The 25,290-nt window shown below is 34.6% G+C and carries 16 protein-coding genes; 9 read left to right on the top strand and 7 right to left on the bottom strand.

Features of this window, described 5'->3' with window-relative positions; all coding sequences use genetic code 11:
• Positions 1-35 precede the first annotated feature (35 nt).
• On the bottom strand, positions 36-1,850 hold the full coding sequence (locus Q4566_RS14510) for a hypothetical protein (RefSeq protein ID WP_303422662.1): 1,815 nt from the start codon (positions 1,848-1,850) through the stop codon (positions 36-38).
• A 294-nt stretch (positions 1,851-2,144) separates the two neighbouring features.
• Between Q4566_RS14510 and Q4566_RS14505 the strand changes: the two genes are divergently transcribed.
• The gene (locus Q4566_RS14505) at positions 2,145-4,736 is read left to right on the top strand and encodes a phosphoenolpyruvate carboxylase (RefSeq protein WP_303422659.1); all 2,592 of its coding nucleotides are present in this window, start codon (positions 2,145-2,147) and stop codon (positions 4,734-4,736) included.
• Positions 4,737-5,352: 616 nt separating this feature from the next.
• Here the strand turns inward: Q4566_RS14505 and Q4566_RS14500 are convergent.
• The 4 genes from Q4566_RS14500 to Q4566_RS14485 all read right to left on the bottom strand — a co-directional run bounded on the left by Q4566_RS14500 (position 5,353) and on the right by Q4566_RS14485 (position 9,564).
• Positions 5,353-6,585: an ammonium transporter gene (locus Q4566_RS14500; protein ID WP_303422656.1), complete on the bottom strand. Its 1,233-nt coding sequence runs from the start codon at positions 6,583-6,585 to the stop codon at positions 5,353-5,355.
• A gap of 35 nt (positions 6,586-6,620) precedes the next feature.
• Positions 6,621-6,959 carry a P-II family nitrogen regulator gene (locus Q4566_RS14495; RefSeq protein ID WP_303422652.1) on the bottom strand — a complete coding sequence of 113 codons (339 nt, stop codon included), beginning with the start codon at positions 6,957-6,959 and terminating at the stop codon, positions 6,621-6,623.
• Between the two features lie 219 nt (positions 6,960-7,178).
• Entirely contained in the window at positions 7,179-8,465 is a 1,287-nt protein-coding gene (locus Q4566_RS14490) for an ammonium transporter (RefSeq protein ID WP_303422649.1), read from the bottom strand.
• A 100-nt stretch (positions 8,466-8,565) separates the two neighbouring features.
• On the bottom strand, positions 8,566-9,564 hold the full coding sequence (locus Q4566_RS14485; protein WP_303422647.1) for an outer membrane beta-barrel protein: 999 nt from the start codon (positions 9,562-9,564) through the stop codon (positions 8,566-8,568).
• 508 nt (positions 9,565-10,072) lie between these two features.
• Here Q4566_RS14485 and gltB point away from each other — a divergent pair.
• The 3 genes from gltB to Q4566_RS14470 all read left to right on the top strand — a co-directional run bounded on the left by gltB (position 10,073) and on the right by Q4566_RS14470 (position 18,164).
• Positions 10,073-14,587: a glutamate synthase large subunit gene (gltB, locus tag Q4566_RS14480; RefSeq protein WP_303422644.1), complete on the top strand. Its 4,515-nt coding sequence runs from the start codon at positions 10,073-10,075 to the stop codon at positions 14,585-14,587.
• Positions 14,588-14,591: 4 nt separating this feature from the next.
• Positions 14,592-16,055 (top strand): glutamate synthase subunit beta, encoded by a 1,464-nt coding sequence (locus tag Q4566_RS14475; protein ID WP_303422641.1) that lies wholly within the window; start codon positions 14,592-14,594, stop codon positions 16,053-16,055.
• Between the two features lie 339 nt (positions 16,056-16,394).
• Positions 16,395-18,164: a carbohydrate-binding protein gene (locus Q4566_RS14470; protein ID WP_303422638.1), complete on the top strand. Its 1,770-nt coding sequence runs from the start codon at positions 16,395-16,397 to the stop codon at positions 18,162-18,164.
• Positions 18,165-18,425: 261 nt separating this feature from the next.
• On the opposite strand, the gene fbp is transcribed toward Q4566_RS14470, so the two are convergent.
• Complete coding sequence (fbp, locus tag Q4566_RS14465) at positions 18,426-19,439, bottom strand: class 1 fructose-bisphosphatase (protein WP_303422634.1); 1,014 nt, start codon at positions 19,437-19,439, stop codon at positions 18,426-18,428.
• 121 nt (positions 19,440-19,560) lie between these two features.
• Here fbp and Q4566_RS14460 point away from each other — a divergent pair, with 121 nt between their 5' ends.
• The 5 genes from Q4566_RS14460 (at position 19,561) to Q4566_RS14440 (ending at position 24,765) form a co-directional block, all read left to right on the top strand.
• Positions 19,561-20,040 carry a GNAT family N-acetyltransferase gene (locus Q4566_RS14460; protein ID WP_303422631.1) on the top strand — a complete coding sequence of 160 codons (480 nt, stop codon included), beginning with the start codon at positions 19,561-19,563 and terminating at the stop codon, positions 20,038-20,040.
• 1 nt (position 20,041) lies between these two features.
• Positions 20,042-21,292 (top strand): aspartate kinase, encoded by a 1,251-nt coding sequence (locus tag Q4566_RS14455; protein ID WP_303422628.1) that lies wholly within the window; start codon positions 20,042-20,044, stop codon positions 21,290-21,292.
• A gap of 22 nt (positions 21,293-21,314) precedes the next feature.
• A complete protein-coding gene (locus Q4566_RS14450) occupies positions 21,315-23,150 on the top strand; it encodes a lysophospholipid acyltransferase family protein (RefSeq protein WP_303422625.1) in 1,836 nt (611 codons plus the stop codon).
• Positions 23,151-23,200: 50 nt separating this feature from the next.
• Positions 23,201-24,145: a hypothetical protein gene (locus Q4566_RS14445; RefSeq protein ID WP_303422622.1), complete on the top strand. Its 945-nt coding sequence runs from the start codon at positions 23,201-23,203 to the stop codon at positions 24,143-24,145.
• Positions 24,146-24,369: 224 nt separating this feature from the next.
• Positions 24,370-24,765 carry a DUF805 domain-containing protein gene (locus Q4566_RS14440; protein WP_303422619.1) on the top strand — a complete coding sequence of 132 codons (396 nt, stop codon included), beginning with the start codon at positions 24,370-24,372 and terminating at the stop codon, positions 24,763-24,765.
• A 100-nt stretch (positions 24,766-24,865) separates the two neighbouring features.
• On the opposite strand, the gene Q4566_RS14435 is transcribed toward Q4566_RS14440, so the two are convergent.
• On the bottom strand, positions 24,866-25,234 hold the full coding sequence (locus Q4566_RS14435; RefSeq protein ID WP_303422780.1) for a TM2 domain-containing protein: 369 nt from the start codon (positions 25,232-25,234) through the stop codon (positions 24,866-24,868).
• Positions 25,235-25,290: the final 56 nt, after the last annotated feature.

The following is a 25,290-nucleotide window of genomic DNA, read 5'->3' as shown; positions in this document are numbered from 1 at the left end:
CTAAGTTTTTAAGTTACACCTACCGTTTAATTTTTTTACTGAGCCTTAATCATTGTTAAGGTTTCAATTTCTAATTGCATTTGGTTTAAAACAACTTCCGTCTTTTCTAATTCGTTAAGTACTGAAGATTTTATGTCTTCAAAACTATTTTTAACACCGTTAAACAACCCTTGATAATAAGCTACTCCTGCTTTCATATTGGTTGTGAAGGTTTTCAAATATTTCTCTTCTTTTCTGTTCATAGAAACTTTAGCATCTTCCATTTTATTTTTAAGATAATCCATATAAATATGAAGCTCTTTGATAAATAAATTTGGACGATCGTTTCTTGATACCATATTTGCTCTTCCGTAAATGTGGTCTGTCATATTTGCCAAACTCATTACTTTAGAATAATAGGCCATATTCGGACCTGGACAAACAGATACGCCTTCACCTTCCACTTTAGTATCTAAACCATAAGCTAATAAGGCCGAAGTACCCAAACCTACACATGTACAAGATTTCACGATAATTTTATCAAGTTCCTGTTTATATACGTCTGGAGCTAACTCCTTCTTGTCTAACTCTTTTATTTTCAAAAATTGATACTCTCTAGATGCCGTACAAATTCCTGTTTCTTTAAACTCTTTATTTAAAGCTACAAACTTTTTAGGACATGCACTTCCTGGTCTGTCTTTATCAATATTTTTCTGTTTCTCTAAATCCTTAGTATTGTCTCTCAAATTATTAAAAGGTATTCCTAAAGGCGAAATATCACTCAAATATAAGTCTTTTTCTTCTGCTTTAATAAGTTTTTGCAACGTACTATCATCTACCGTTGTAGCTTCGGGAACCAATAAAAAAGGACTCCCCCAACCTACTGAATCTAGGTTATATTCTTCAATTAAGAAGTTATGTTCTTCTTCGGTACCAACACCGCCTTGCGCCGTAATCTCAAAATTTAAAGCAGTTTCCGGTATAGCTCTTCCTTGGTTTTCTAACTCTTGCACTAAAACACTTTGAATGGCTTCTTGCAGCGCTACACGATTTTCTTTAAACTCCGCTAATACAGGCCCTAGCAAATAGCCATCAGTTGCAAAGGCATGTCCGCCACAATTTAATCCAGATTCAATACGATATTCTGAAACCCAAAGACCTTTTTTAGCTAAAAATTTCCCTTGAATTAAGGCTGACCTGTAATCACTTACTTTTAGAATAATACGTTTGTTGAACTCACCTTTTGTGTTCGGAAAAAAATCATCAAACTGCCCCATATAACTATACAATCTAGGGTTCATTCCGGCAGAAAGCACTACTGAAGATTTCAACTTACTGTTTGCAAACCCTCTTAAGGCTGCATGCGCATCGTTATATTCACTTGGTAATTGCTCCTTGTCTTTATAGTTATCCTTATCTACTTTAGTCATAATGTTCACATCAATAGAACCCATAACTAAATTTTTTGAAGCCCAATTTTTGACTTCAGTGAAATTAAATTCCTTTTCTGTAAGTTTTTTAAATTCCGCTTTAAGCTTAGAATTATTTGGCAACATGTTTATGTATGCCATAATCTCATCACTCTTTTTTGATGTTAAGTTTTTTAAAGACTCAAACTTTTTATCGGCTAAATCGCTAACTAAATTTAAATAAGAGGTGATTCTTTTTGCTCTAAAATCATCAATTTTATCGGTAATCTCGTTGTAAGGCACTTCAAATTTCTCACTATACATTTTTCTTAATTTCTCCAGAAGAATATCATCTACCAAAGAAATCACAGAATCCATGCCATATTGTGCCACTTTCAAAGGGGTATCAATGGTAAAACCAATACCCATAACTGGAATGTGAAACGAATGCGTTTTTTTCATAATTTATATTTTGAACCGCAAAGATAGAACGACATCTCGCTGAAAAACATGATATATGTCATACATGAAATGTTCATTTTTGGACCTAGATGATGTTAAAACGACCATTCTTATGTTGTTTTGTTGTTTTTTCCTTCAAATATTCATTATAAAAACTTGATATTAGTTGCACTTTCTTTTAATTATTCACAACGACAATTCACAAAAGAACAAATATTGATAAATCTTTAAAAAGACTATGTGCTTACCCAAAGCTTTACTACTTTTATGCTTAAACTTCAATAGAACGATTTTATGTCAATAGAGCCAAAATTAACAAGATTCAATCAAAGCGTTTTGTCAAAATACCAAATATTCAACAGTATTTTCATGACATTACCTTTTGATGCGGTAACGAAAACTGGAGTATTACTTCCGCTATTTCATGAAACCTGTGAAAAGGGATTTCAGAACGGCGACAACCCTACAACAATAGTTGATACATTCTTTGAAAAATATCAAGGGCGTAGAAATAAAGAAAGTCAGATTAATTTATTATTCAGATTCATTCAATACATCGAAAGACAAGTTGTTTTATTCGATGCCATTGAAGATGCAGCCTTCCCGATTGTAAACAACATGGACGGTGTTGGTACTTTGCGTAACTTAAAAGATAAAGCGCAAGATGAAAACAAATTAGACGAATTAAAAGCTTATCTAGATGAGTTTAAAGTGCGCATCGTTTTAACAGCGCACCCTACACAATTTTACCCAGGATCTGTTTTAGGAATTATTACAGAACTAACAAAAGCCATTGAACAAAACAATTTAACTGATATCAACAACTTGTTTGGTCAGCTGGGAAAAACACCATTTTTTAAACACAAAAAACCAACACCATACGATGAAGCTAAAAGCTTAATTTGGTATTTAGAAAATGTATTTTACACCTCTTTCGGAAAAATTTATAATTACATCCAAACCAATATTTATGCTGATGGTCAAAAGCATAATGAAATCATTAACATAGGATTCTGGCCAGGGGGAGATCGTGATGGAAATCCATTCGTAAAACCCGAAACTACTTTAAAAGTTGCTAAAAAGCTTAAAAAAGCGATTCTTAAAAAATACTACGAAGACCTTAAAAACTTAAGAAGAAAGTTAACCTTTAAAGGTGTTGAAGATCGTATTATTAAATTAGAAACAATTCTTTACGATTACAGTATTGACCTTAAAAGTAAAAAAGCCATTTCTGTAAAAGAATTAACCGAAGAGCTTTTAAGCATTAGAAAGATTGTTGTTGAACAACACCAGTCTTTATACGAAAATGAAATAAACAATTTAATTAATAGAATTCATCTTTTTGGTTACCGTTTTGCAACCTTAGATATTAGACAAGACAGTAGAATTCACCATACCGTTTTTACCAATGTGGTAGATCAATTATTAGCTAGTGGAAACACGTGTTTACCGGCTAATTATCATGACTTATCTGAAGACGAGCAAATCGATATTTTATCTAAAACCACAGATGAAATTACCGATTTAGAGGTTTTTAAAGATGAGATGACTTACAACACTTTAAAAACAATAAAAACCATTAAGCAAATTCAAAAAAGCAATGGTGAACGTGGTGCAAACCGATACATTATTAGTAACAACCAAACGGCATTAAATATGATGCAGTTATTTGCCATGCTAAAAATGGTGTCTTTTAAAGACAATTTAACGGTTGATCTGGCCCCTTTATTTGAAACTATTCCAGATTTAGAAAATGCGCCTCAGGTTATGGAGCAGCTATACACCAATCCTGCTTACATGGCTCACCTAAGATCTAGAGGTAGTAAACAAACGATCATGCTTGGTTTCTCTGACGGAACGAAAGATGGTGGTTATTTAATGGCAAACTGGGGTATTTATAAAGCCAAAGAATTGCTAACAGAAATGTCTAGAAAATATGACATTACAGCCATTTTCTTTGATGGTCGTGGAGGACCTCCTGCACGTGGTGGTGGAAAAACGCATAATTTCTATTCTTCCTTAGGACCAACAATTGAAGATAAAGAAGTTCAATTGACTATTCAAGGACAAACGATTAGTTCAAATTTCGGAACTTTAAATTCGTCTCAATTCAACTTAGAACAATTAATCAGTTCTGGAGTTACAAACCGAATTGGCAGTGATAAAAACAAACTGTCTGATGACGATCGTGTTGTTATGGCCGATTTAGCTGAAACAAGTTACCAAGTTTATAAAGACTTTAAGAGTCATGAGATGTTTATTCCATACTTGGAACGCATGAGTACTTTAAAATACTATGCAAAAACAAACATTGGTAGTAGACCATCAAAACGTGGATCTTCGGATAAATTGATTTTCTCAGATTTGAGAGCCATTCCGTTTGTAGGATCATGGAGTCAATTAAAACAAAATGTACCTGGTTTTTATGGCGTAGGAACAGCATTAAAACAATACGAAGATCGTGGAGAATTTGATAAAGTAGAACAACTTTACAACAACAATAAATTCTTTAAAACGCTTCTTGAAAACAGTATGATGTCATTAACTAAATCGTTTTTCGATTTAACAAAATACATGTCTAATGATGAAGAGTTTGGAGCGTTCTGGAATATTATTCACACAGAATACGAAACTACAAAACGCTTACTTTTAAAGCTCACAGGTTACGACTCATTAATGGAAAATGAACCTACAGGGAAAGCTTCTATTGAAGTTAGAGAATCAATTGTATTACCGCTGTTAACGATACAGCAGTATGCGCTTAAAAAGATTCAAGAGCTGGAAAAAGCTGGTGTTGCAGCAGACAATCCAGATAAACTGATTTACGAAAAAATCGTAACGCGTTCGTTATTTGGTAATATTAACGCAAGTAGAAACTCTGCATAAAACATACTTTTTATAACTTATAAAAGCCCTTCAAAATTGATTTGAAGGGCTTTTTTATTTCCACATAAACCCACCAGAAAGCATCAAATACCTATTATTTCACACAAAGGTTTTGCTACTCAAAAATTAGTGAGAATTCGTATCCAGAATTATTGGTTGATAGTTGTTGGTTATTAGTTATTAGACATACTCTTATGGTAATTTTCATAAATAGCACAAGTATCAATGCCTCCTAAAAAAAACCTCTGTGAATCTCTGTGTAATCTCAGCGGAACTCTGCGTAATAACTACTTCAGTATTTCTAACTATGAAAATTTGTGTAATCTGTGTCAATAAAATCAGCGCAAGAGTAAGCGACCAACAACCAATAACTAGCAACTAAACTATTTTCTCGCGAAGACGCAAAGACACAAAAAAGTAGCACGTAAAAATTAGTGATAATTAGTGAAATTCGAATTGAAAAAAATCTGTGATAATCTGTGTCTAAATATTGCTTTGTGAAACTCTGTTTAATCTCGGCGTATCTCCGTGTAATAGCATAAAAAAAGTGCTTCACAAAACGTGAAGCACTCTTACTTTTGAATATAAATTGATAATAGCTGTTCTAAACTAAATTTTAGTGCTCATTCAATCTGAAATCTGGATAAGCATCCATACCGTGTTCGTGAGCATCTAATCCTTCTAATTCTTCTTTTTCAGAAACTCTAATTCCTACTGTTTTCTTTAAAGTGAAAATAATTAAGAAAGAAGTTACTAAACAGAAACCTGCATAACATAACACCCCAATTAACTGGGCCATAAAAGTGTGTTCTTCGTTTGTTGAAAAGATTCCAACAGCTAAAGTTCCCCAAATACCACAAATTAAGTGTACTGCAATTGCTCCTACTGGATCATCTAATTTAATAGCATCCACAAAACTCACTGCAAAAACAATAAGCACTCCAGCAATAGCTCCAACGAGGATAGCACTTTCTGGCGCTATGACATCAGCTCCAGCAGTAATACCAACTAAACCACCTAAAATACCATTTAAAAACATCGTTAAATCTAAGTTTTTATATTTAAAGAATGATACAGCAGCCGCAACAACACCACCAGCTGCAGCAGCTAAACACGTTGTTACTAAAGTAAATGAAGTCAGCCCTGGATCAGCTGAAAGTACAGAACCTCCATTAAATCCGAACCATCCTAACCAAAGGATTAAGACACCAGCCGTAGCTAAAGGAATACTATGCCCAGGAATTGCTTGAGGTTTTCCGTTTTTAAATTTCCCAATACGAGAACCTAACAAATAAACCGCAACTAATGCAGCCCATCCACCAACAGAGTGTACTAATGTCGAACCTGCGAAATCATAAAAACCTAATTGGTCTAAAAATCCACCACCCCATTTCCAAGAACCTGCAATTGGGTAAACAACACCTACATAAATAATTGTAAAGATCATAAAAGGCCCGATTTTCATACGTTCAGCAACGGCTCCAGAAACAATAGTTGCAGCGGTTGCAGCAAACATTCCTTGGAATAAGAAATCTGTCCAATAAGTATAACCTTCATTATATGTTAAATCTAATGCTCCTTCTGCAGTTGTTGGCGCATCAAAACCAAATCCTGCAAAACCAAAAATTCCAGCAGAATCTTCAGCGAAACCAGGGTACATTAAATTGAAACCTACGATATAGTAAAGTAATAACCCAACTGTAATAATAAAGATGTTCTTAAATAAAATGTTGATTGTATTTTTCTGTCTAGTTAAACCAATTTCTAAAAATGCAAAACCTGTATGCATAAAGAAAACTAGTGCCGTACAGATCATCATCCATACATTGTTAATCGTTAATAATTCCATAAATCTATTAATTAGTTTTTTGTATTAATTTCGTTTTATTTTAGAGAGTCGGTTCCCTTTTCGCCTGTACGTATTCTGTAACATTCATTTATATCTGAAACGAATATTTTACCATCACCTACTTCTCCAGTTGCAGCAGAATTAAGAATGGCTTTAATTGTGATTTCTTCAAAATCGTCATTTACAACAATAGAAATATGTCTACGTTGAATATCACTTGTACTATAAGAAACACCTCTATATACATGGCCTTCCTTTTCATTACCTAAACCTGTAACATCCCAGTATGAGAAAAAATTAACTCCTACTTCATGAAGAGCTTCTTTTACCACACGGTATTTAGATTTTCTGATAATTGCTTCAATTTTTTTCATAATATCATTTAGTTTTTACGGTTAGATTTCAAATATAAATATTTATGCGATGATTAAGATTTTTCTTATTAACTAAGTGCTAATTCAAATTTGATTAACATAAAAGAACACCTGTTTGTTTAACAGGCATCCTTTTCATAAACTTAAACTTAATTACTTAACCTTTTAAACATTAAATTTTTTAATTAAAAATCTACATGTTATTTAATTCTGAAGAACTTAATCTTCTATTTCTCTTTGTCTCTTACCTGGATAAGCTAAAGTACCATGTTCTGAAAGATCTAATCCTTCTACCTCTTCTTTTTCAGTCACTCTTAACCCTAATGTTTTCTTAAGAATGAAGAAGAAAATGAACGATGTAACCAGAGCCCATACAGCATAAGACAATGTTCCTATTAATTGTGTTACAAATTGTGCAGATCCACCACCATTGAATAAACCAATAGCTGTATCACCGTCTACACCCCAAAGACCAATTACTAAAGTACCCCATGCACCACATACACCGTGAACAGAAGCAGCGCCTACAGCATCATCAATCTTTAATTTTTGTTCGATAAACTCCATTGAGAATACAACGATTATACCACCAATAAAACCAGCAATCAAAGCACCACCTTCAGTCATGTTTCCACAACCAGCAGTAATACTCACAAGACCAGCTAAAGCACCGTTTAACGTCATATCTAAATTTGGTTTTTTATATTTAAACCATGATAAGAAAAGCGCACCAACCGCACCTGCCGAAGCAGCAAGGTTTGTTACCAATACTACCATAGAAGCACCTACAGCATCATCACCACCCCAAGCTAATTGAGAACCACCATTAAATCCAAACCACCCGAACCATAAGATGAAAACACCTAAAGTTGCTAATAATTTGTTGTGTCCTGGAATGGTTACTGCATTTCCATTGATGTATTTTCCAATTCTTGGTCCTACTAAAGCAGCACCAACTAAGGCTGCCCATCCACCAACAGCATGAACAATTGAAGATCCAGCGAAATCGATGAAGCCCATTTGAGCTAACCATCCATCACCGTTCCATTGCCATCCACCAGAAATTGGATAGATAACCGCAGTCATAACTAAAGAGAATAGGATGTAAGTGGTATATTTTGTTCTACCTGCAATAGCACCAGAAACAATAGTTGCTGTAGTCGCACAAAATACGGTTTGAAAGAATAAATCTGCTGGCCCTTGGTTATACATAAAACCACTCCAACCAATCCACCCGTTGGTAGATCCATACATTAAAGAATACCCAATGAACCAGAAAACAATAGATCCAACAGCGATATCTAAAACATTTTTCATTGCAATATTTACAACATTCTTAGCACGTGTCATTCCCGACTCTACTAATGTAAATCCTGCTTGCATTAAGAATACTAAGATACCTGATATAAGCATCCATAACATCCCCATGTCTCCAACAATAGCATCAATATCTGCTTTTGTAGCTGCGACATCTTGTATTAATATAGGCAAATTTAATATTGACATAATAAAGATATTTTTGGTTAGTTAATTAATTAAAAGGAGAATAATAAAGTTGGTTGTTTCTTTAATTTACTCTCCTTATATATTGTAGAAGAGTCTTCTTTTAGAAAGAGTAGATAGCAGCTAAAGTAAAAGCAGCTAAGCTCTTAGAAGCAGCACCATCATTATCAATGTATGGCATACTATCATTCCATGAATCTAATCTTACCTCTGGCTTAAGAATTAAGTTCTCGATTGAATAGCTTCCAGTTAGAGTAACCCCTAAAACACTTTCTTCATCTGGATTAGCATCTCCGTGTAAACCGTAATATTCACCTCTTAATCCAACTGCAAAAGAATCAGATGTTGTGAATTGTGGATATAAAGCAGCTCCGTAAAAACCAGAACCATCATTATCATTGTAAGCAGCGTTAATTCCTAAGAAAAAAGCATCAGATAAATCAAAACCACCTGTATAATCAATTTCAAATCCTAAACCATCAACGGCATCACCATCATAGTATAAATTAAGAAACTGACCATAGAAACCTAATTGAGCTCCAAGTGCATACTCACCACTAAAAGAAATATCATTAGTATCCCACGGGTTAGTAACTGCTAACATTAAACTAAAGTCATCAGATAAAGCAAAATCAGCTTTTATACCCATATGAGAAAAAGGTCCACTAGAAAATAAATACGAAGTACTGTAGTTAAAGTTTGCTGCCGGAGCAATAACCTCATAACCTAAGAAAGTATTAAATCGCCCCATAGTTAAGGTTGTCTTCTCAGAAACGTTCCAGTAAACATAAGCTTGATTTACAATTCCGTCAACAATATCATTGCTAAAAGTAGCACCCGCACCTCTTGGCCCAACAACTAAATCAAGTACAGCACCGGTTTTTTCACCTTCATAGGCCAAAATAACGTTACCCATACCTAAAGCAAATCCTGATTTTCCAGCGAAAGCAGTTCCAAAAGACTGTCCTTCATTATCAGGAGCAGTTAAATAAGTTTGGTAGTAAGTATCAACAGATCCACTAATCGATAATTTTTTTGGTTCGTCTTGCGCAAAAACTACAGTGGCTAGTAATAATGCTGATAGTGTCAATAATTTTTTCATAATTGTTATCATTTTTAAGTTGTTAATATTTAAGACCTAAGATTTAGTTTTTAAAGTTTTGGTTGATGAACTTAGATCTTTATCGCTTAAGAATGAGTCAAACTTATGTCAAAAACATTTAACCCCCATAAAAAATAGGGGTATTTGATTCACTTTTATTGATTTTATATTTTTACCCCTATTTTTTTAAGGGTATTCTTGATAATTTTTACATTTTTGATTTTTTAACATTTTTAACATTTGAATTATTGTCAGTATTTTCATTGTTTTCATAACATTACTTTAATATTTAAATTAAAAGTTTGCATTAATTTAGATATCTATATAAATAGACCACTTTTTCTATTTGAATATTTATTAAAAAAGCTCATTAATATTGACATATCATTATAATAATATTAAGTTAACTCCTAAAACCGAAATAATGAATTCTAGCCTATTGTTATTCTAAAGGGACTCCATATCTTTACATTTCAACTCAAGTTTTTAAAACCAATTATTGTTGATTATGCTGAAGAAACAAGGACTTTATTTGCCAGAATTTGAACATGAAAACTGTGGCGCCGGTTTCATTTGTAATCTTAAAGGAGAGAAGACAAATCAAATCATTCATGACGCCTTAGAAATACTCGTGAAATTGGAACACCGTGGAGGTGTTAGTGCCGATGGGAAAACTGGTGATGGTGCAGGATTATTAATAGATATTCCTCATGATTATTTTACACGCGTTTGTGATTTTACTATCCCAGAACAACGTGAATATGCGGTTGGAATGGTATTCTTACCTAAAGTAACCAACCAATACCAATTTTGTAAAACAACTTTCGAAAAAGAAGTAAATACGCAAGGACTCGTTGTTTTAGGCTGGAGAAAAGTTCCAGTTGATTCTTCACAATTAGGTGAGATTGCATTAGCATCAGAACCAAATATCGAGCAACTTTTTATTGGTAAATCTGATGAGATTTCTGAAGCAGATTTCAAAGCAAAACTATATGCTGCAAGAAAAATAACAGAGCACAAAATTAGAGAATCTAAAATCTCTGAAAGTGCTTATTTCTACGTACCTAGTTTATCTAATACAACCATTATCTATAAAGGTATTATTATGCCTGAAGATATTGGCCCTTATTATACCGATTTACAGCAAATTGACTTAGTAACACGTTTGGCTTTAGTACACCAACGTTTCTCTACAAACACGATGCCTACTTGGGAATTGGCTCAGCCTTTCCGTTTTATGTGTCAGAATGGAGAAATTAATACCTTACGTGGAAACGTAAGTCGTATGCGTGTTCGTGAAGAAATCATGAAATCTGATGTTTTCGGACCACAAATAGACAAATTATTCCCAATTATCCTTCCAGGAAAGTCAGATTCGGCTTCTATGGATATGGTTGTGGAATTATTAACACATACCGGACGTTCTTTACCAGAAATCATGATGATGATGATTCCTGAAGCATGGGAAAAACACAAAACCATGTCTGACGAACGTAAAGCATTTTACGAATATAATGCTTGTATCATGGAGCCTTGGGATGGCCCTGCCTCTGTACCTTTTACAGACGGTGATTATGTTGGTGCTTTATTAGATAGAAATGGTTTAAGACCATCAAGATATACCGTAACTAAAAGTGGAAAACTAATCATGTCATCTGAAATTGGCGTGGTTGAAGTTGCTCCAGAAGACGTTAAAGAACACGGAAGATTAGAGCCAGGAAAAATGTTCTTGGTTGATATGAATGAAGGTCGCATTATAGGCGATGAAGAAATTAAAAGCAAAATTGTTTCTGAAAGACCATATAAAGAATGGTTAGACAAAACAAGATTACACTTAAAAGACGTTCCTTATACTAGCGAAACTTGCCCAATTGAAACTATTGATATCAAAACTAGACAACGTTTATTTAACTATACGTTCGAAGATATTCAAGAAGTTATCACGCCAATGGCTATTGCCGGTAAGGAAGCTTTAGGATCTATGGGTATTGATACGCCTTTGGCTGTACTATCAGATAGACCACAATTAATTTCAAACTACTTCAAACAATTATTCGCTCAGGTTACCAATCCACCTTTAGATGGTATTCGTGAAGAAATTGTTACCGATATTAGTTTGAATTTAGGTAAAGACAGAAACATTTTCAGCATTACTGAAAGACAATGTAGAAAGCTTCGTATTCAAAATCCTGTAATTTCTAATGCAGATTTAGAGAAAATTAGAAGCATTTCAATTGAAGCCTTTAAAGCTGAAACGATTCAAATATTATATCCGAAAAACAAAGGTCTTAACGGACTGGAAGATGCTTTAGAGGATATTGTTGTACAAATTGAAAAAGCCTTAGCTAGAAAAACGAATATTATTATTCTTTCTGATAGAGGTGTGAACCAAGAATTTGCTCCAATACCTTGTTTATTGGCCTGTTCTTATGTAAATCACCAATTAAACCGTTTACGTAAGCGTTCTAATTTCGATATCATTATCGAATCTGCAGAACCTCGTGAACCACATCATTTTGCTACTTTATTTGGTTATGGCGCCAGTGCCATTAACCCATACATGGTGAATGAAATTATTAGAATGCAAGTAAAAGAAGGTTTCATTGAAGGTATGGACGAGCAAAAAGCCGTTGATAATTTCAACAAAGCCATTGGAACTGGTATTCTTAAAATTATGAATAAAATTGGAATCTCGACTTTACACTCATATAGAGGTTCTCAAATTTTCGAAATCGTTGGTTTCAACTCGCAATTTGTTGAAAAATACTTCCCATACACCGCTTCAAGAGTTGAAGGTATCGGATTATACGAAATAGAAAAAGAAATAAACGAGCGTTATAAACAAGCTTACCCAGACAATAAGGTTGATAAAAACCTAGGTTTAAACATTGGAGGGGATTACCGTTGGAGACGTAACGGTGAGCGCCACTTATTCAACCCAACAACGGTTGCTAAACTGCAACAAGCGGTTAGATTAAGTGATCAAGCGAGTTACGATGTTTATTCAAAAGCCATAAACGAACAATCGGAAAACTTAATGACCATTCGTGGTTTATTTGAGTTTGATAATTTAGATCCAATTCCTTTAGAGGAAGTAGAACCATGGACAGAAATCGTAAAACGTTTCAAAACAGGAGCGATGTCTTACGGATCTATTTCTCGTGAAGCACACGAAAATTTAGCGATCGCCATGAACCGTATTGGAGGTAAATCCAATTCTGGTGAAGGTGGAGAAGACAGAAAACGTTTCCAAAAAGATATGAATGGTGATAGTAGAAACTCTGCTATCAAACAAGTAGCCTCTGGGCGTTTTGGAGTAACTTCTCATTACTTATCTAATGCGAAGGAAATTCAAATTAAAATGGCTCAAGGTGCTAAACCTGGTGAGGGCGGACAATTACCTGGTGAGAAAGTATTGCCATGGATTGCTTCAGCTAGAAATTCAACACCTTTCGTAGGGTTAATTTCACCACCTCCGCATCATGACATTTATTCTATTGAAGATTTAGCACAATTAATTTTCGATTTAAAGAATGCCAATCGTGAGGCACGAGTTAATGTAAAATTAGTATCTGAAGTTGGTGTAGGAACTATTGCTGCTGGTGTTGCCAAAGCAAAAGCAGATGTTGTTCTTATCTCAGGATACGATGGAGGAACAGGGGCGTCGCCACTTACCTCTTTAAAACATGCTGGTTTACCTTGGGAACTTGGTTTATCTGAAGCACAACAAACTTTAGTACTTAACAACTTAAGAAGCCGTATTGTTGTAGAATGTGACGGCCAATTAAAAACAGGTCGTGATGTTGCTATCGCTGCTTTATTAGGTGCTGAAGAATTCGGATTTGCAACAGCTCCATTAGTAGCTTCTGGATGTATCATGATGCGTAAGTGTCACTTAAATACTTGTCCTGTTGGAATCGCAACTCAAGATAAAGAGTTACGTAAAAACTTCAAAGGAACACCAGAACACGTGATTAACTTCTTCTTCTATATTGCTGAAGAATTAAGAGCGATTATGGCGCAATTAGGATTTAGAACTTTAGCAGAAATGGTTGGTCAAACGCATAAAATTAATGCCAACAAAGCCATTAAACATTATAAAGCTAAAGGTTTAGATTTATCTAGCATCCTACACAGACCAAGTTCATATAGAGAACTTACTGTAAGAAACACAGAAACACAAGATCACAACTTAGAAAAAGTTATTGATTTTACCATATTAAAAGATTCGCACAGAGCTTTATACAGAAAAGAAAAAACAAACTTATCATATCCAATAAACAACATTAACCGTACCGTTGGAGCTATTGTAAGTAACGAGATTTCTAAAATTTACGGCCATTTAGGTTTACCTGAAGACACCTTAAACATCAACTTTACAGGTTCTGCCGGACAAAGTTTCGGTGCATTTGGAGCTCATGGTTTAACATTTACTGTTGAAGGTAACACCAATGATTATTTAGGTAAAGGGTTATCTGGAGCTAAATTAATCATCAAGAAACCTGCAAAAGCAGACTTTATCGCTGAAAACAATATCATCGTTGGTAACGTTTGTCTATTCGGTGCTGTTGAAGGTGAAGCTTATATAAACGGTATCGCAGGAGAACGTTTTGCGGTTCGTAACTCTGGAGCAACAACAGTTGTAGAAGGTGTTGGAGATCACGGTTGTGAGTATATGACTGGTGGTCGTGTGATTGTATTAGGGTCAACTGGTAGAAACTTTGCTGCAGGTATGAGTGGTGGTATCGCTTATGTTTACGATCCTGAAAACAAATTCATAAATGGTTTATGTAACACAGAAACTATAGAATTTGAAGACATCACATCAGAAGATGAAACAGAATTAAAACAAGCTATAGAAAAGCACGTGCTTTATACAGATAGTAATAGAGGTAAAGAATTATTGGAAAACTGGGAAACGAGCTTAACAAACTTTGTAAAAGTGATGCCAATAGAATACAAACGTGCCCTAAAACGTTTAGAGACTGAAGAACCAATGGTAGAAGAATTAACAATAGCATAGTGTCATGGGAAAAGTAACTGGATTTAAAGAATTTGAAAGACAAGATGAAGCATACGAACCGGTTAAGGATCGTGTAAAAAATTATAACGAATTCACTTTACCATTAAGTAAAGCAGAAGAAGAAAGACAAGGATCCCGTTGTATGGATTGTGGTATTCCTTTTTGTCACAGTGGTTGCCCTCTAGGAAACTTAATTCCAGATTTCAATCATATGGTACATCAAGGTGAATGGCAAAAAGCCTCTTGGTTACTGCATTCTACCAATAACTTCCCTGAATTTACAGGAAGATTATGTCCTGCACCATGCGAAAAATCATGTGTATTAGGTATTATTGAAGACCCTGTCGCTATTGAAGATATTGAAAAACACATCGTTGAACGCGCTTTTAAAGAAGGCTGGATTAAACCTCAACCTCCTAAAACTAGAACAGGAAAAACCATAGCCATTGTTGGTTCTGGCCCTGCTGGTCTTGCTGCTGCTCAACAATTAAATAGAGCAGGACATACGGTAACTGTTTTTGAACGTGATGACGCTATCGGTGGATTATTACGCTACGGAATTCCTAATTTCAAAATGGAAAAAGGGATTATCGACCGTCGTGTGGCTATTTTAGAAGCTGAAGGCATCACCTTTAAGACAAACGTAAACGTTGGTGTTAATTATGATGTTAAAGATTTAAAAGCATTCGATTCTGTAGTGCTTTGTGGTGGAGCAACTGAAAGAAGAAGTTTACCAACGCCTGGAGCAGATGCCGATGGTGTGGTTCAAGCTATGGATTTCTTAACACAACAAACTAAAGTAGTATTTGGTCAAACAATTGAAGATCAAGTATTAGCTACAGATAAAAATGTTATTGTTATTGGTGGTGGAGATACAGGATCTGACTGCGTTGGAACCTCTAACCGTCAAGGAGCCAAATCGGTGGTGAATTTTGAAATCATGCCGAAACCTCCAGGACACCGTTCACCATCTACACCTTGGCCTTTCTGGCCATTACAGTTAAAAACATCATCTTCTCACCAAGAAGGTGTTGAAAGAAACTGGTTAATTAACACCAAAGAATTCATCAAAGATGAAAACGGAAAATTAACGGCTTTAAAAACTGTAAATGTAGAATGGAAAATGGTACCAGGTGAGCGTCCGCAATTAATTGAAATTGCTGGAACAGAAAAAACTTGGCCTTGTGACTTAGCTTTATTAGCACTTGGTTTTACAGGTCCTGAAAGCACTTTAGCTGATAAATTAGGTATTCAAAAGGATGCCCGATCTAACTATAAAGCTGAATACGGAAAATATCAAACAAATGTACCTCATATATTCACTGCTGGAGATATGCGCCGCGGACAATCATTAATTGTTTGGGCGATTTCTGAAGGTAGAGAAGCTGCTAGACAAGTTGATATTTATTTGATGGGTAAATCAAACTTACCATCAAAAGATATGACTGGCGATTTAGTTGCTATGTAGTAAATTTTAATTTAGTGTAAAAAAAAAGCGAACTCTTCAGTTCGCTTTTTTTTGTGCTTAATTCTAAGATTATCTTATTATAAATAAAAATGAACCACATAATTCTTATTAAACACAACACCTTAAACACCTAAATATCAACTAAATCGATTGAAATAATCTAAAAAACCCGACAAACGGTAATTTTTTAACACTTTTATTGCCATTATAATAAAATTATACTGCTAAAATTTGGAATTTCTCTTTTTTCGTATACATTTGGCAAACCATATTGGTTTACCACTTTAGTTAACCAGTTAAATATTAATCTATTACTAAACTAATTTAAATTAATTAACAATGAAAAACAGATTTTCAAAAGTTAGCAAGGCAACATTTTTTAGCCTCGCAACATCAGCCCTCATTTTTACCATCTTCGCTTGTTCAAGTGAAGAAGTATTAGAAACCGAAACAGCTTCAGAAGCCGAAAAAACCGCCGCATCTGCATATTCCAAATCAACATTATCATCCAAATCAGCCGTAACCATTCAAGCAGAAGCTTATGATAGCCAAAGTGGTATTAAAACAGAGAATACTGCCGATTCTGGTGGCGGATTAAACGTAGGTTGGATAGACACCGGAGACTATTTAGAATACGACATCGACGTACCAGCTTCTGGAAGTTATAAATTTGAATTTAGAGTCGCTTCAAAAACTAACACTTCTAAATTTGACTTCTACCAAGATGGCACAAAATTAAGTAACGTTAACAAGGCCTCTACAGGGTCGTACCAATCCTGGGTTACCACTTCTAAAACAGTAGATTTATCTGCAGGAAGTAGTACCCTTAAACTTTTAGCTACCGGTGGTGGTTGGAACATCAACTGGATACGCATTACACCTGTTGATGTAGACGAAAGTACCTCAGAAAACCTAGCACTAGGAAAAACGGCAGAACAATCTTCTGTAAGCCATGGGGGAAATCCAAGTCGTGCTGTTGATGGAAACACAAATGGTGCATGGTCTAACGGCAGTGTTACCCATACATCAAGTGAAGCACAACCATGGTGGCAAGTACGTTTAGGTCAAGATTACACAATCGGAAGCATTAAAATCTTTAACCGTACAGATAGCTGTTGTAAAGCACGTTTAAACAATTTTGATGTATTTGTATATAAAGACAACGGTGATTTAGCATACAAAACAACTATAACAGACTCACCAAACCCATCAGTTACAATCAACACAGGTGGTGTTACTGGTGCTCGAGTAAGAATTAAATTAAAAGATACAAATGCCCTTTCATTAGCAGAGGTACAAGTTTTCTCTACTGGAGGTGATGATTCTGGTTCTGGAGGTGGTGACTCTGGTTCTGGAGAAGTAGAACCTGGAAACGCAAGTATCCCTTCAGATTTAATGAGCAACTGTAACCAATGGAAAATCACTTACCCAGATGGTGTGGAAGACAAAACGTTATGTGGAGAAGCTAACAACGAATATTTCTATGTGAACAGTGATAAAAACGGTATGGTTTTCCGTGTGCCAATTAGAAGTAATAACGGATCAACACCTAATTCAGACTACATCCGTTCAGAACTTAGAGAACGTGAAGCAGATGGTGGATCGGATATCTACTGGACGACTTCTGGAACACATGTTGTTTATGTACAACAAGCAATCACACATTTACCAATTGTAAAAGATCATTTAGTAGCCACTCAAATTCACGGTAATAAAAGTGATGGCATTGATGATGCTATGGTATTAAGACTAGAGGGAAGTCACCTATTTTTAAGCTTTAATGGCGGTGTGTTAAGAGATGAAGTAACTATTAAAACAAACTACTCACTTGGAACTACTCATGAAGTTATTTTTGAAGTGAAAGATGGTAAACACTATTGTTACTACAGTGAAGATGGTAACCTTAAAAACGCTTACGCTAACGGAAACGCATCATCTTACTTAGTGAAAGACGGAAGCAACTCTGTTCTAATGGACAGAGATTACGGTGAGGCTTACTTTAAAATTGGTAACTACACACAGAGTAATGCTGAAAAAGAAGGTAGCGAAACTGGAAAATCTAACAACTACGGTGAAGTTGTAGTTTACGATTATTATGTAGAGCACTAAACCACATACTATAAATTCTAAATAAAAAAAGGCGATGATTAATTTCATCGCCTTTTTGTTTTTATTTTTAATCATATTACTGCTTACAACATATTCGTAAACATAACTGATGTGATTCATGTCATTCCGAGGAATCGAGGAATCTCTCTAACAACTGAAAGACTCTTCAGCAGGACCTCCACTGTCTGCCGACAGGCAGGTTCTAAAGGACAAAATGAAAATTTCTTTAGTATTATGGCTGTTTATCGGTAATCAAACAAATTATTCCCCATGTGCTTCACGCATAAATGCTTCGGCTTTTTCAACCATATTTTTACTTCCACAAATAAAAGGCACACGTTCATGTAATTCGGTAGGTTGTACATCTAAAGTACGCGTAAAACCATCACTAGATTTCCCGTTAGCCTGTTCTGCTAAGAAAGCAATCGGGTTACATTCATATAACAAACGTAATTTTCCTTTAGGGTTTTTAGAACTTTGAGGGTATAAATAAATACCTCCTTTAATCATATTTCTATGAAAATCAGAAACCAAAGAACCAATGTATCTTGATGTGTAAGGCCTATCACCTTCTTCCTGTTGGCAATACTTAATATAGTTTTTTATACCCTGAGGAAAGTGAATATAATTTCCTTCATTCACAGAATAAATATGTCCGTCTTCTGGGAAAACCATATCTGGATGCGATAAGTAAAACGAGCCAATAGCCGGGTTTAATGTAAAACCGTTCACTCCTGCTCCTGTAGTATAAACAATCATAGTTGATGTTCCGTAAACAACATAACCCGCAGCCACTTGCTCACTTCCTTTCTGAAGGAAATCCTCAATCTTAACCGGTGTACCTACCGGAGTTACCCTTCTGTAAATAGAAAAAATCGTTCCTACTGATACGTTTACATCAATATTTGAAGAACCATCTAAAGGATCAATTAAAACCACATACTTGTTTCCATTATTTTCATCTTGACTATTTATCGCAATAAAATCATCTTCCTCTTCACTTGCAATTCCACAAACAATATTTCGCTTAGTCATCGTTTGGATAAACTTTTCGTTAGCATAAACATCTAACTTCTGTTGATCTTCACCTTGAATATTTGTATCACCAGCAGCACCTATTATATCGACCAAACCAGCCTTATTTACTTCGTGATTTACTACTTTTGCGGCTAATCTAATGGAGTTAAGGAGACTAGATAATTCTCCCGAAGAGTATTGAAATGCAGATTGATTTTCAATAATAAACTCTCCTAGGGTTTGCTTTTGTCGAGACATATGTAAGTGTTTTGGTTAGGACAAATATCCGTATTTTTTCCATAACTACAACGATTTCGAAAAGGTTATACACCGAAAATAATGAACTTTAAGCTATATTTGACCCTCTATTACAGCCACTATGAACTATACAATTAGAAACGCTAAAAAAGCGGACATGCCTCATGTACTAAATTTAATTAACGAATTAGCCATTTTTGAGGAGGAACCTGATGCAGTAGAAGTTTCAATTAGCGACCTGGAAAAAGATGGATTTGGAGAAAACCCAGCTTTCCATTGTTTCGTTGCAGAAGTTGAAGAAAAAATAGAAGGCATTGCCCTAATTTACAACCGCTACTCGACTTGGAAAGGCAAGATTATCCATTTAGAAGATTTAATAGTGAGCAAGGCTATGCGTGGATCCGGGTTAGGAACTGCACTTTTAGACCAAGTGATTAAACACGGGCATCAACTAGGCGTAAAACGTATTAATTGGGAAGTGATAGACTGGAATGAACCTGCGATTGCCTTTTATGAAAAAAAGGGGGCAAAAGTTTTAAGAGATTGGGACGTGGTACATTTAGATGAATCTGGTATAAAAAACTACATAGCAAACTTGTAACATGCGTATATATAAATTTGGAGGCGCTTCGGTTAAAGATGCCAATGGTGTAAAAAACTTGGCTTCTGTTTTACAGAAAACGGGCTACAGCAATACGTTAATTGTAATTTCCGCTATGGGTAAAACCACCAATGCCTTGGAACTTGTTATTCAAAATTATTTTAATAACAAAAGTGAGTTACAAAGTGCCATTCAAGAAGTTAGAAAATACCACAATGAAATTTTACTTGAATTATTTGATATTGAAAACCATCCTATATACGGTAAAATAAACGCCTTTTTTAATGAGCTTCATGCGTTTTTCAAAATAAATAAATCGCCAGACTACAGTTTTGTTTACGATCAAGTTATTGGCTACGGTGAATTAATCTCTACCACGATTGTTAGTGAATACTTAAACAGTATCGACCTAAAAAATAATTGGATTGATGTTCGTGAACACATTAAAACCGATAGTTATTTTCGTCGTTCTAATGTAGATTGGGACGCCACGCAACAACAAATAAAACAAAATTATAACCGGGCAACTTTAAATATTACACAAGGTTTTTTAGGTAGCGATTCACATAATTTTACAACCACTTTAGGCAGAGAAGGTAGTGATTATACCGCCGCTATTTATGCCTATTGTTTGAATGCTGAAAGTGTCACCATTTGGAAAGATGTTCCAGGTGTTCTAAATGCAGATCCTAGGTATTTTGAAAATGCCACGTTACTAAACAAAATATCGTACCGAGAAGCTATAGAATTGGCCTTCTACGGCGCATCAGTTATTCATCCAAAAACATTACAACCTTTACAACGCAAGGAAATCCCTTTGTTTGTAAAATCATTTTTAAACCCAGAAGCGCCAGGAACACAAATAGGAAAAAATGAAGATTTAGAACCTAAAATTCCCTGCTTTATTGTTAAAAAAGACCAAGCTCTTATCGCTTTATCGTCTTTAGACTTTTCATATATTGTTGAAGAGAATATTAGTGAAATTTTCAGTTTATTAGCTACCTGTAAAATGAAAGTTAATGTCATTCAGAACTCGGCTATTAGCTTTTCAGTATGTATTGACAACATTTATGATAATCTTGACAAACTTTTACACCACTTAAAAGCAAAATTTAAGGTAACTTGCCACGAAAATGTATCCCTATACACCATTAGGCATTACAACTCAGAATCTATCCATCAAATAGAAGCCCATAAAACGGTATTATTAAAGCAATTAACCCAAGAAACAACGCAAGTAGTTACTAAATAAACAATTTAGTACTTTTATAGCCATGAGTAAAGCGCAAGATTTAGGACTAGTATCCGCTAAAGAAGTTGCAAAAGCCATACAACTTGATAAATATGGATTTTTTGGCACGTTTACAGGTTGGATTTTAATGAAAGTCTTAAAAATATCCACACTCAATAAAATATACAAACGTAATAAACACCTAAGTCAGCTTCCTTTTTTAGATGCTATTTTAGATGATTTTCAAATAAAATTTGAAATTCCAGAAGCGGATTTTAAAAGACTGCCTAAGGATGGCGCATACATTACGATTTCTAACCATCCGCTTGGAGGCATAGATGGCATTTTACTGCTTAAACTCATGTTAGAGCAACGTAATGATTTTAAAATTATCGCCAATTTTTTACTGCATCGTATAGAGCCTATGAAGCCTTATATTATGCCTGTAAACCCTTTTGAAGACCGTAAAGATGCTAAATCTAGCCTTGCAGGTTTTAAAAATGCGATTATGCATTTACGTTCGGGGCATCCATTAGGTATTTTCCCTGCTGGGGAAGTGTCTACGTATCGTGATGGGAAATTGGTTGTTGATCGCCCTTGGGAAGAAACCGCTATGAAGTTAGTGCAAAAAGCTGGGGTTCCAGTGGTTCCTATTTATTTTCACGCCAAGAACAGTCCTTTATTTTACAAACTTTCTAAAATAAGCGACACCTTTAGAACAGCCAAATTACCTTCGGAATTACTAACACAAAAAAAGCGTGTTATTAAGGTTAGAATAGGGAAACCCATTTCTGTTGAAGACCAAAAAGAACACACCACTTTACAAGAATTTAGCGACTTTTTAAGACGAAAAACGTATATGCTTTCAAACTCTTTTGAAGAAGTATCAAGGCTAACAAGCAATATTACGTCTAATTTAAAGTCTCCAAAACCACCAAAGAAGATAGTCACTCCTGTGGATCAACTTCTCATGATGGAGGAAGTTAAAACAGTTAGAGAAGACGGCTCCAGGCTACTTGAAAGCAAGAATTATGAGGTGTTTTTAGCCGAACCGAAAAAAATACCAAACATTCTTCGTGAGATAGGTAGACTTCGTGAAATTACCTTTCGTGAAATTGGTGAAGGCACTAATGAAGACATAGATTTAGACCCGTTTGATAATTATTACCACCACATGTTCCTTTGGGACAATGAGAAGGATGTTTTAGTAGGCGCTTACCGTATGGGCTTAGGTTCACAGATATTTAAAGCTTATGGTATTGATGGGTTTTACCTGCAAGACCTCTTTAGGTTTGAACCCGAATTATACAAAATGATGAGCGAATCTATTGAAATGGGTCGCGCTTTTATCATTAAAGAGTACCAACAAAAACCAATGCCTTTATTTTTACTTTGGAAAGGTATTGTACACACAACTCTCCGTTTTCCTGAACACAACTACCTTATTGGTGGTGTAAGTATAAGTAATCAGTTTTCAAATTTCTCAAAATCGTTGATGATTGAGTTTATGAAATCGCACTACTACGATCCTTATATTGCCCAATACGTGCGCCCTAAAAAAGAATTTAAAGTAAAACTTAAAGACGCCGATAAGGATTTTGTATTCGATGAAACCGAAGCCGATTTAAACAAATTTGATCGCTTTATTGATGAAATAGAACCGGGTGCTTTACGTCTTCCTGTTTTACTTAAAAAGTACATCAAACAAAATGCACGTTTGGTAGCCTTTAATGTAGATCCTTTGTTTAATAATTCGGTTGATGGACTTATGTACATTAAAATTGCAGACCTACCTGAAAGCACCGTTCGCCCAGTTATGGAAGAATTTCAAGCCGAGTTGGAGAATAAGTTGAAGGATCTTAACAAGGAAGGAGAGTAGCTGTATACAATTGTTGGGTGTAATTATGACTAAAAACTATATTGATGAACTTGAATCATAAGTTTATTTCTAAAATAAGTGAAGAGGAATCTAAAAGAAAAAGAAATTGCATAATAGATAATTGCAATGAAAAAGCAATTAATTCACATTTACTTCAAAGAAATGGAATACTTAAAAATATTGCATTTAACGGACATTTAGTTGAACGAAAAGTAAAAGATCCTTACAAATGGACTGCAAATGGAGAAATAACCGAATTTAAAGAAATTGGTCTTAAAAAAGCTTTTTCGCTTCCCTTGCTTTGTAGCAATCACGACAGTGAAATTTTCAAACCTATTGAAACACCTCCTTTAGATTTTAATAATTACAAAGCTCAATTATTATTGAGTTATAGAGTTACTTTAGCAGAAATTAGAAAAAAGGAAATAGTTTTAGATACCTTTACAAGAATATTAACTTTAAAAGAAGTTAATGTTAGAGATAAAGCTAATCAAGTGGCTTTTGTTACTGGAACAAAATTAGGAATTAATGATTTAAATATTTTTAAAAATCTATTAAAAACAGAAATTGAAAATCCAAAACAAGAATTCCATTTTGAATATTTTGAGTTTCCCAAATTCGAAGTTTATGCTTCTGCAATATTTAGTCCTCCAAAAACATTTTCATTTAACTCGTCAAATCCTGATAAAACCTACGAACAAGTATTTATTCATATAATACCATTAGATGATGGTTTAAAAGTTATAACAGGTTATCATAAAAATTACGTTAATCGATATATAAAAAAGTTTATCAAAAGCTGGAGAAAAACTAATAACAATAATTTAAGTGAGAAAATAACACAAGTATTTTGCAAAGACATAGAAAATTGGGGAACATCTCCAAATATGTATAAGTCAATGTCTTCTGACAATATTAAAAAGTTCAATAAATACTTCTATTTAAGTGAAATTTTACCAAGTTTTATGATTCCAAAAATAGATTTATTCAAATGATAAAAAAACACACCCAACAAGGTGTATAATTAATTGCTTTGGTCGTTGCTTATTTGGAAAATTTTTGTTTACTAAATTAGTTGCTGAAACTCGTAACAGCCCTTATACAAACACCCTGCTTCCCGCGTTCCAACAATACAACGCAGCAAATCAATTTACAATTTCACCATTATCAATAAAAAACCTATATTTGAGAGTATTAACCAAAAAACCCAACCCAAATTATGAATTGGTATTTAAAAGTATTAAAACAATACACAGATTTTAACGGACGTGCAAGACGAAAAGAATTCTGGATGTTTTTATTGTTTAACATGATCTTTGCCATCGTTGCAATGATTTTAGATAATGTTCTAGGCATTGCCATGGGAGAACTTGGCTATGGCCCGATTTATGGCATATACGCATTGTTCGTGCTAATTCCAGGCATAGCAGTTTCGGTACGTCGTTTGCATGACATTGGAAAAAGTGGCTGGTGGCTATTGATTTCCTTAATACCTTTAATTGGTGGTATTTGGCTACTAGTTTTATACTGTCAAGACAGTGAGGCCGGCTCTAACAAATGGGGTCCAAATCCAAAATCTAACACTGATAGCATTAATAATATTGGTGTAGAATAATATAAATTCTATATCTAAAAAGTAATGAGGCTGCTAAAACCATTGGTTTAGCAGCCTCATTTTTTTATATAGTAAACGTTAAACAGTTAAGCTATTTTATTTAAAACCAAGGCTTCTTGCCTAGTTGGTAAGTATTATAAAATTCGGCATCAGATTTCGTCAAATAGATAATACCTTCAACAAAACCTATCACTGTCGGTATCCAAACAAACAAGGCCCCAATACCGAAACAGGACAATAAAATTCCCGCGATGGATACTCCTAAGAGTGTCGCACCTTCTTTGGTATATCCTAAAATAAACTTATGAATTCCAAAACCTCCAAACAGTAAAGCGACAATACCAGCTAATAATTTCTGATTATCATTAGAGCCAAAGGTTTCTTTAGCATTTTTAGCAAATTCGGAAGCTGTATCTCTAGCCTCCTCCGCAAAATCTTTAGCTTTATCTTTGTAAGCTTCCCCTAAAATCGAACTGTTTAAAAGTAGAATAATAATTTTTAAATTTGAACAGTATTATGAGACGA

It is taken from the genome of Tamlana sp. 2_MG-2023 (assembly GCF_030548465.1).
Lineage (GTDB): Bacteria > Bacteroidota > Bacteroidia > Flavobacteriales > Flavobacteriaceae > Pseudotamlana.
The sequence above is the reverse complement of the archived record's forward strand: the minus strand, read 5'-3'. Positions and strand labels throughout refer to the sequence as shown.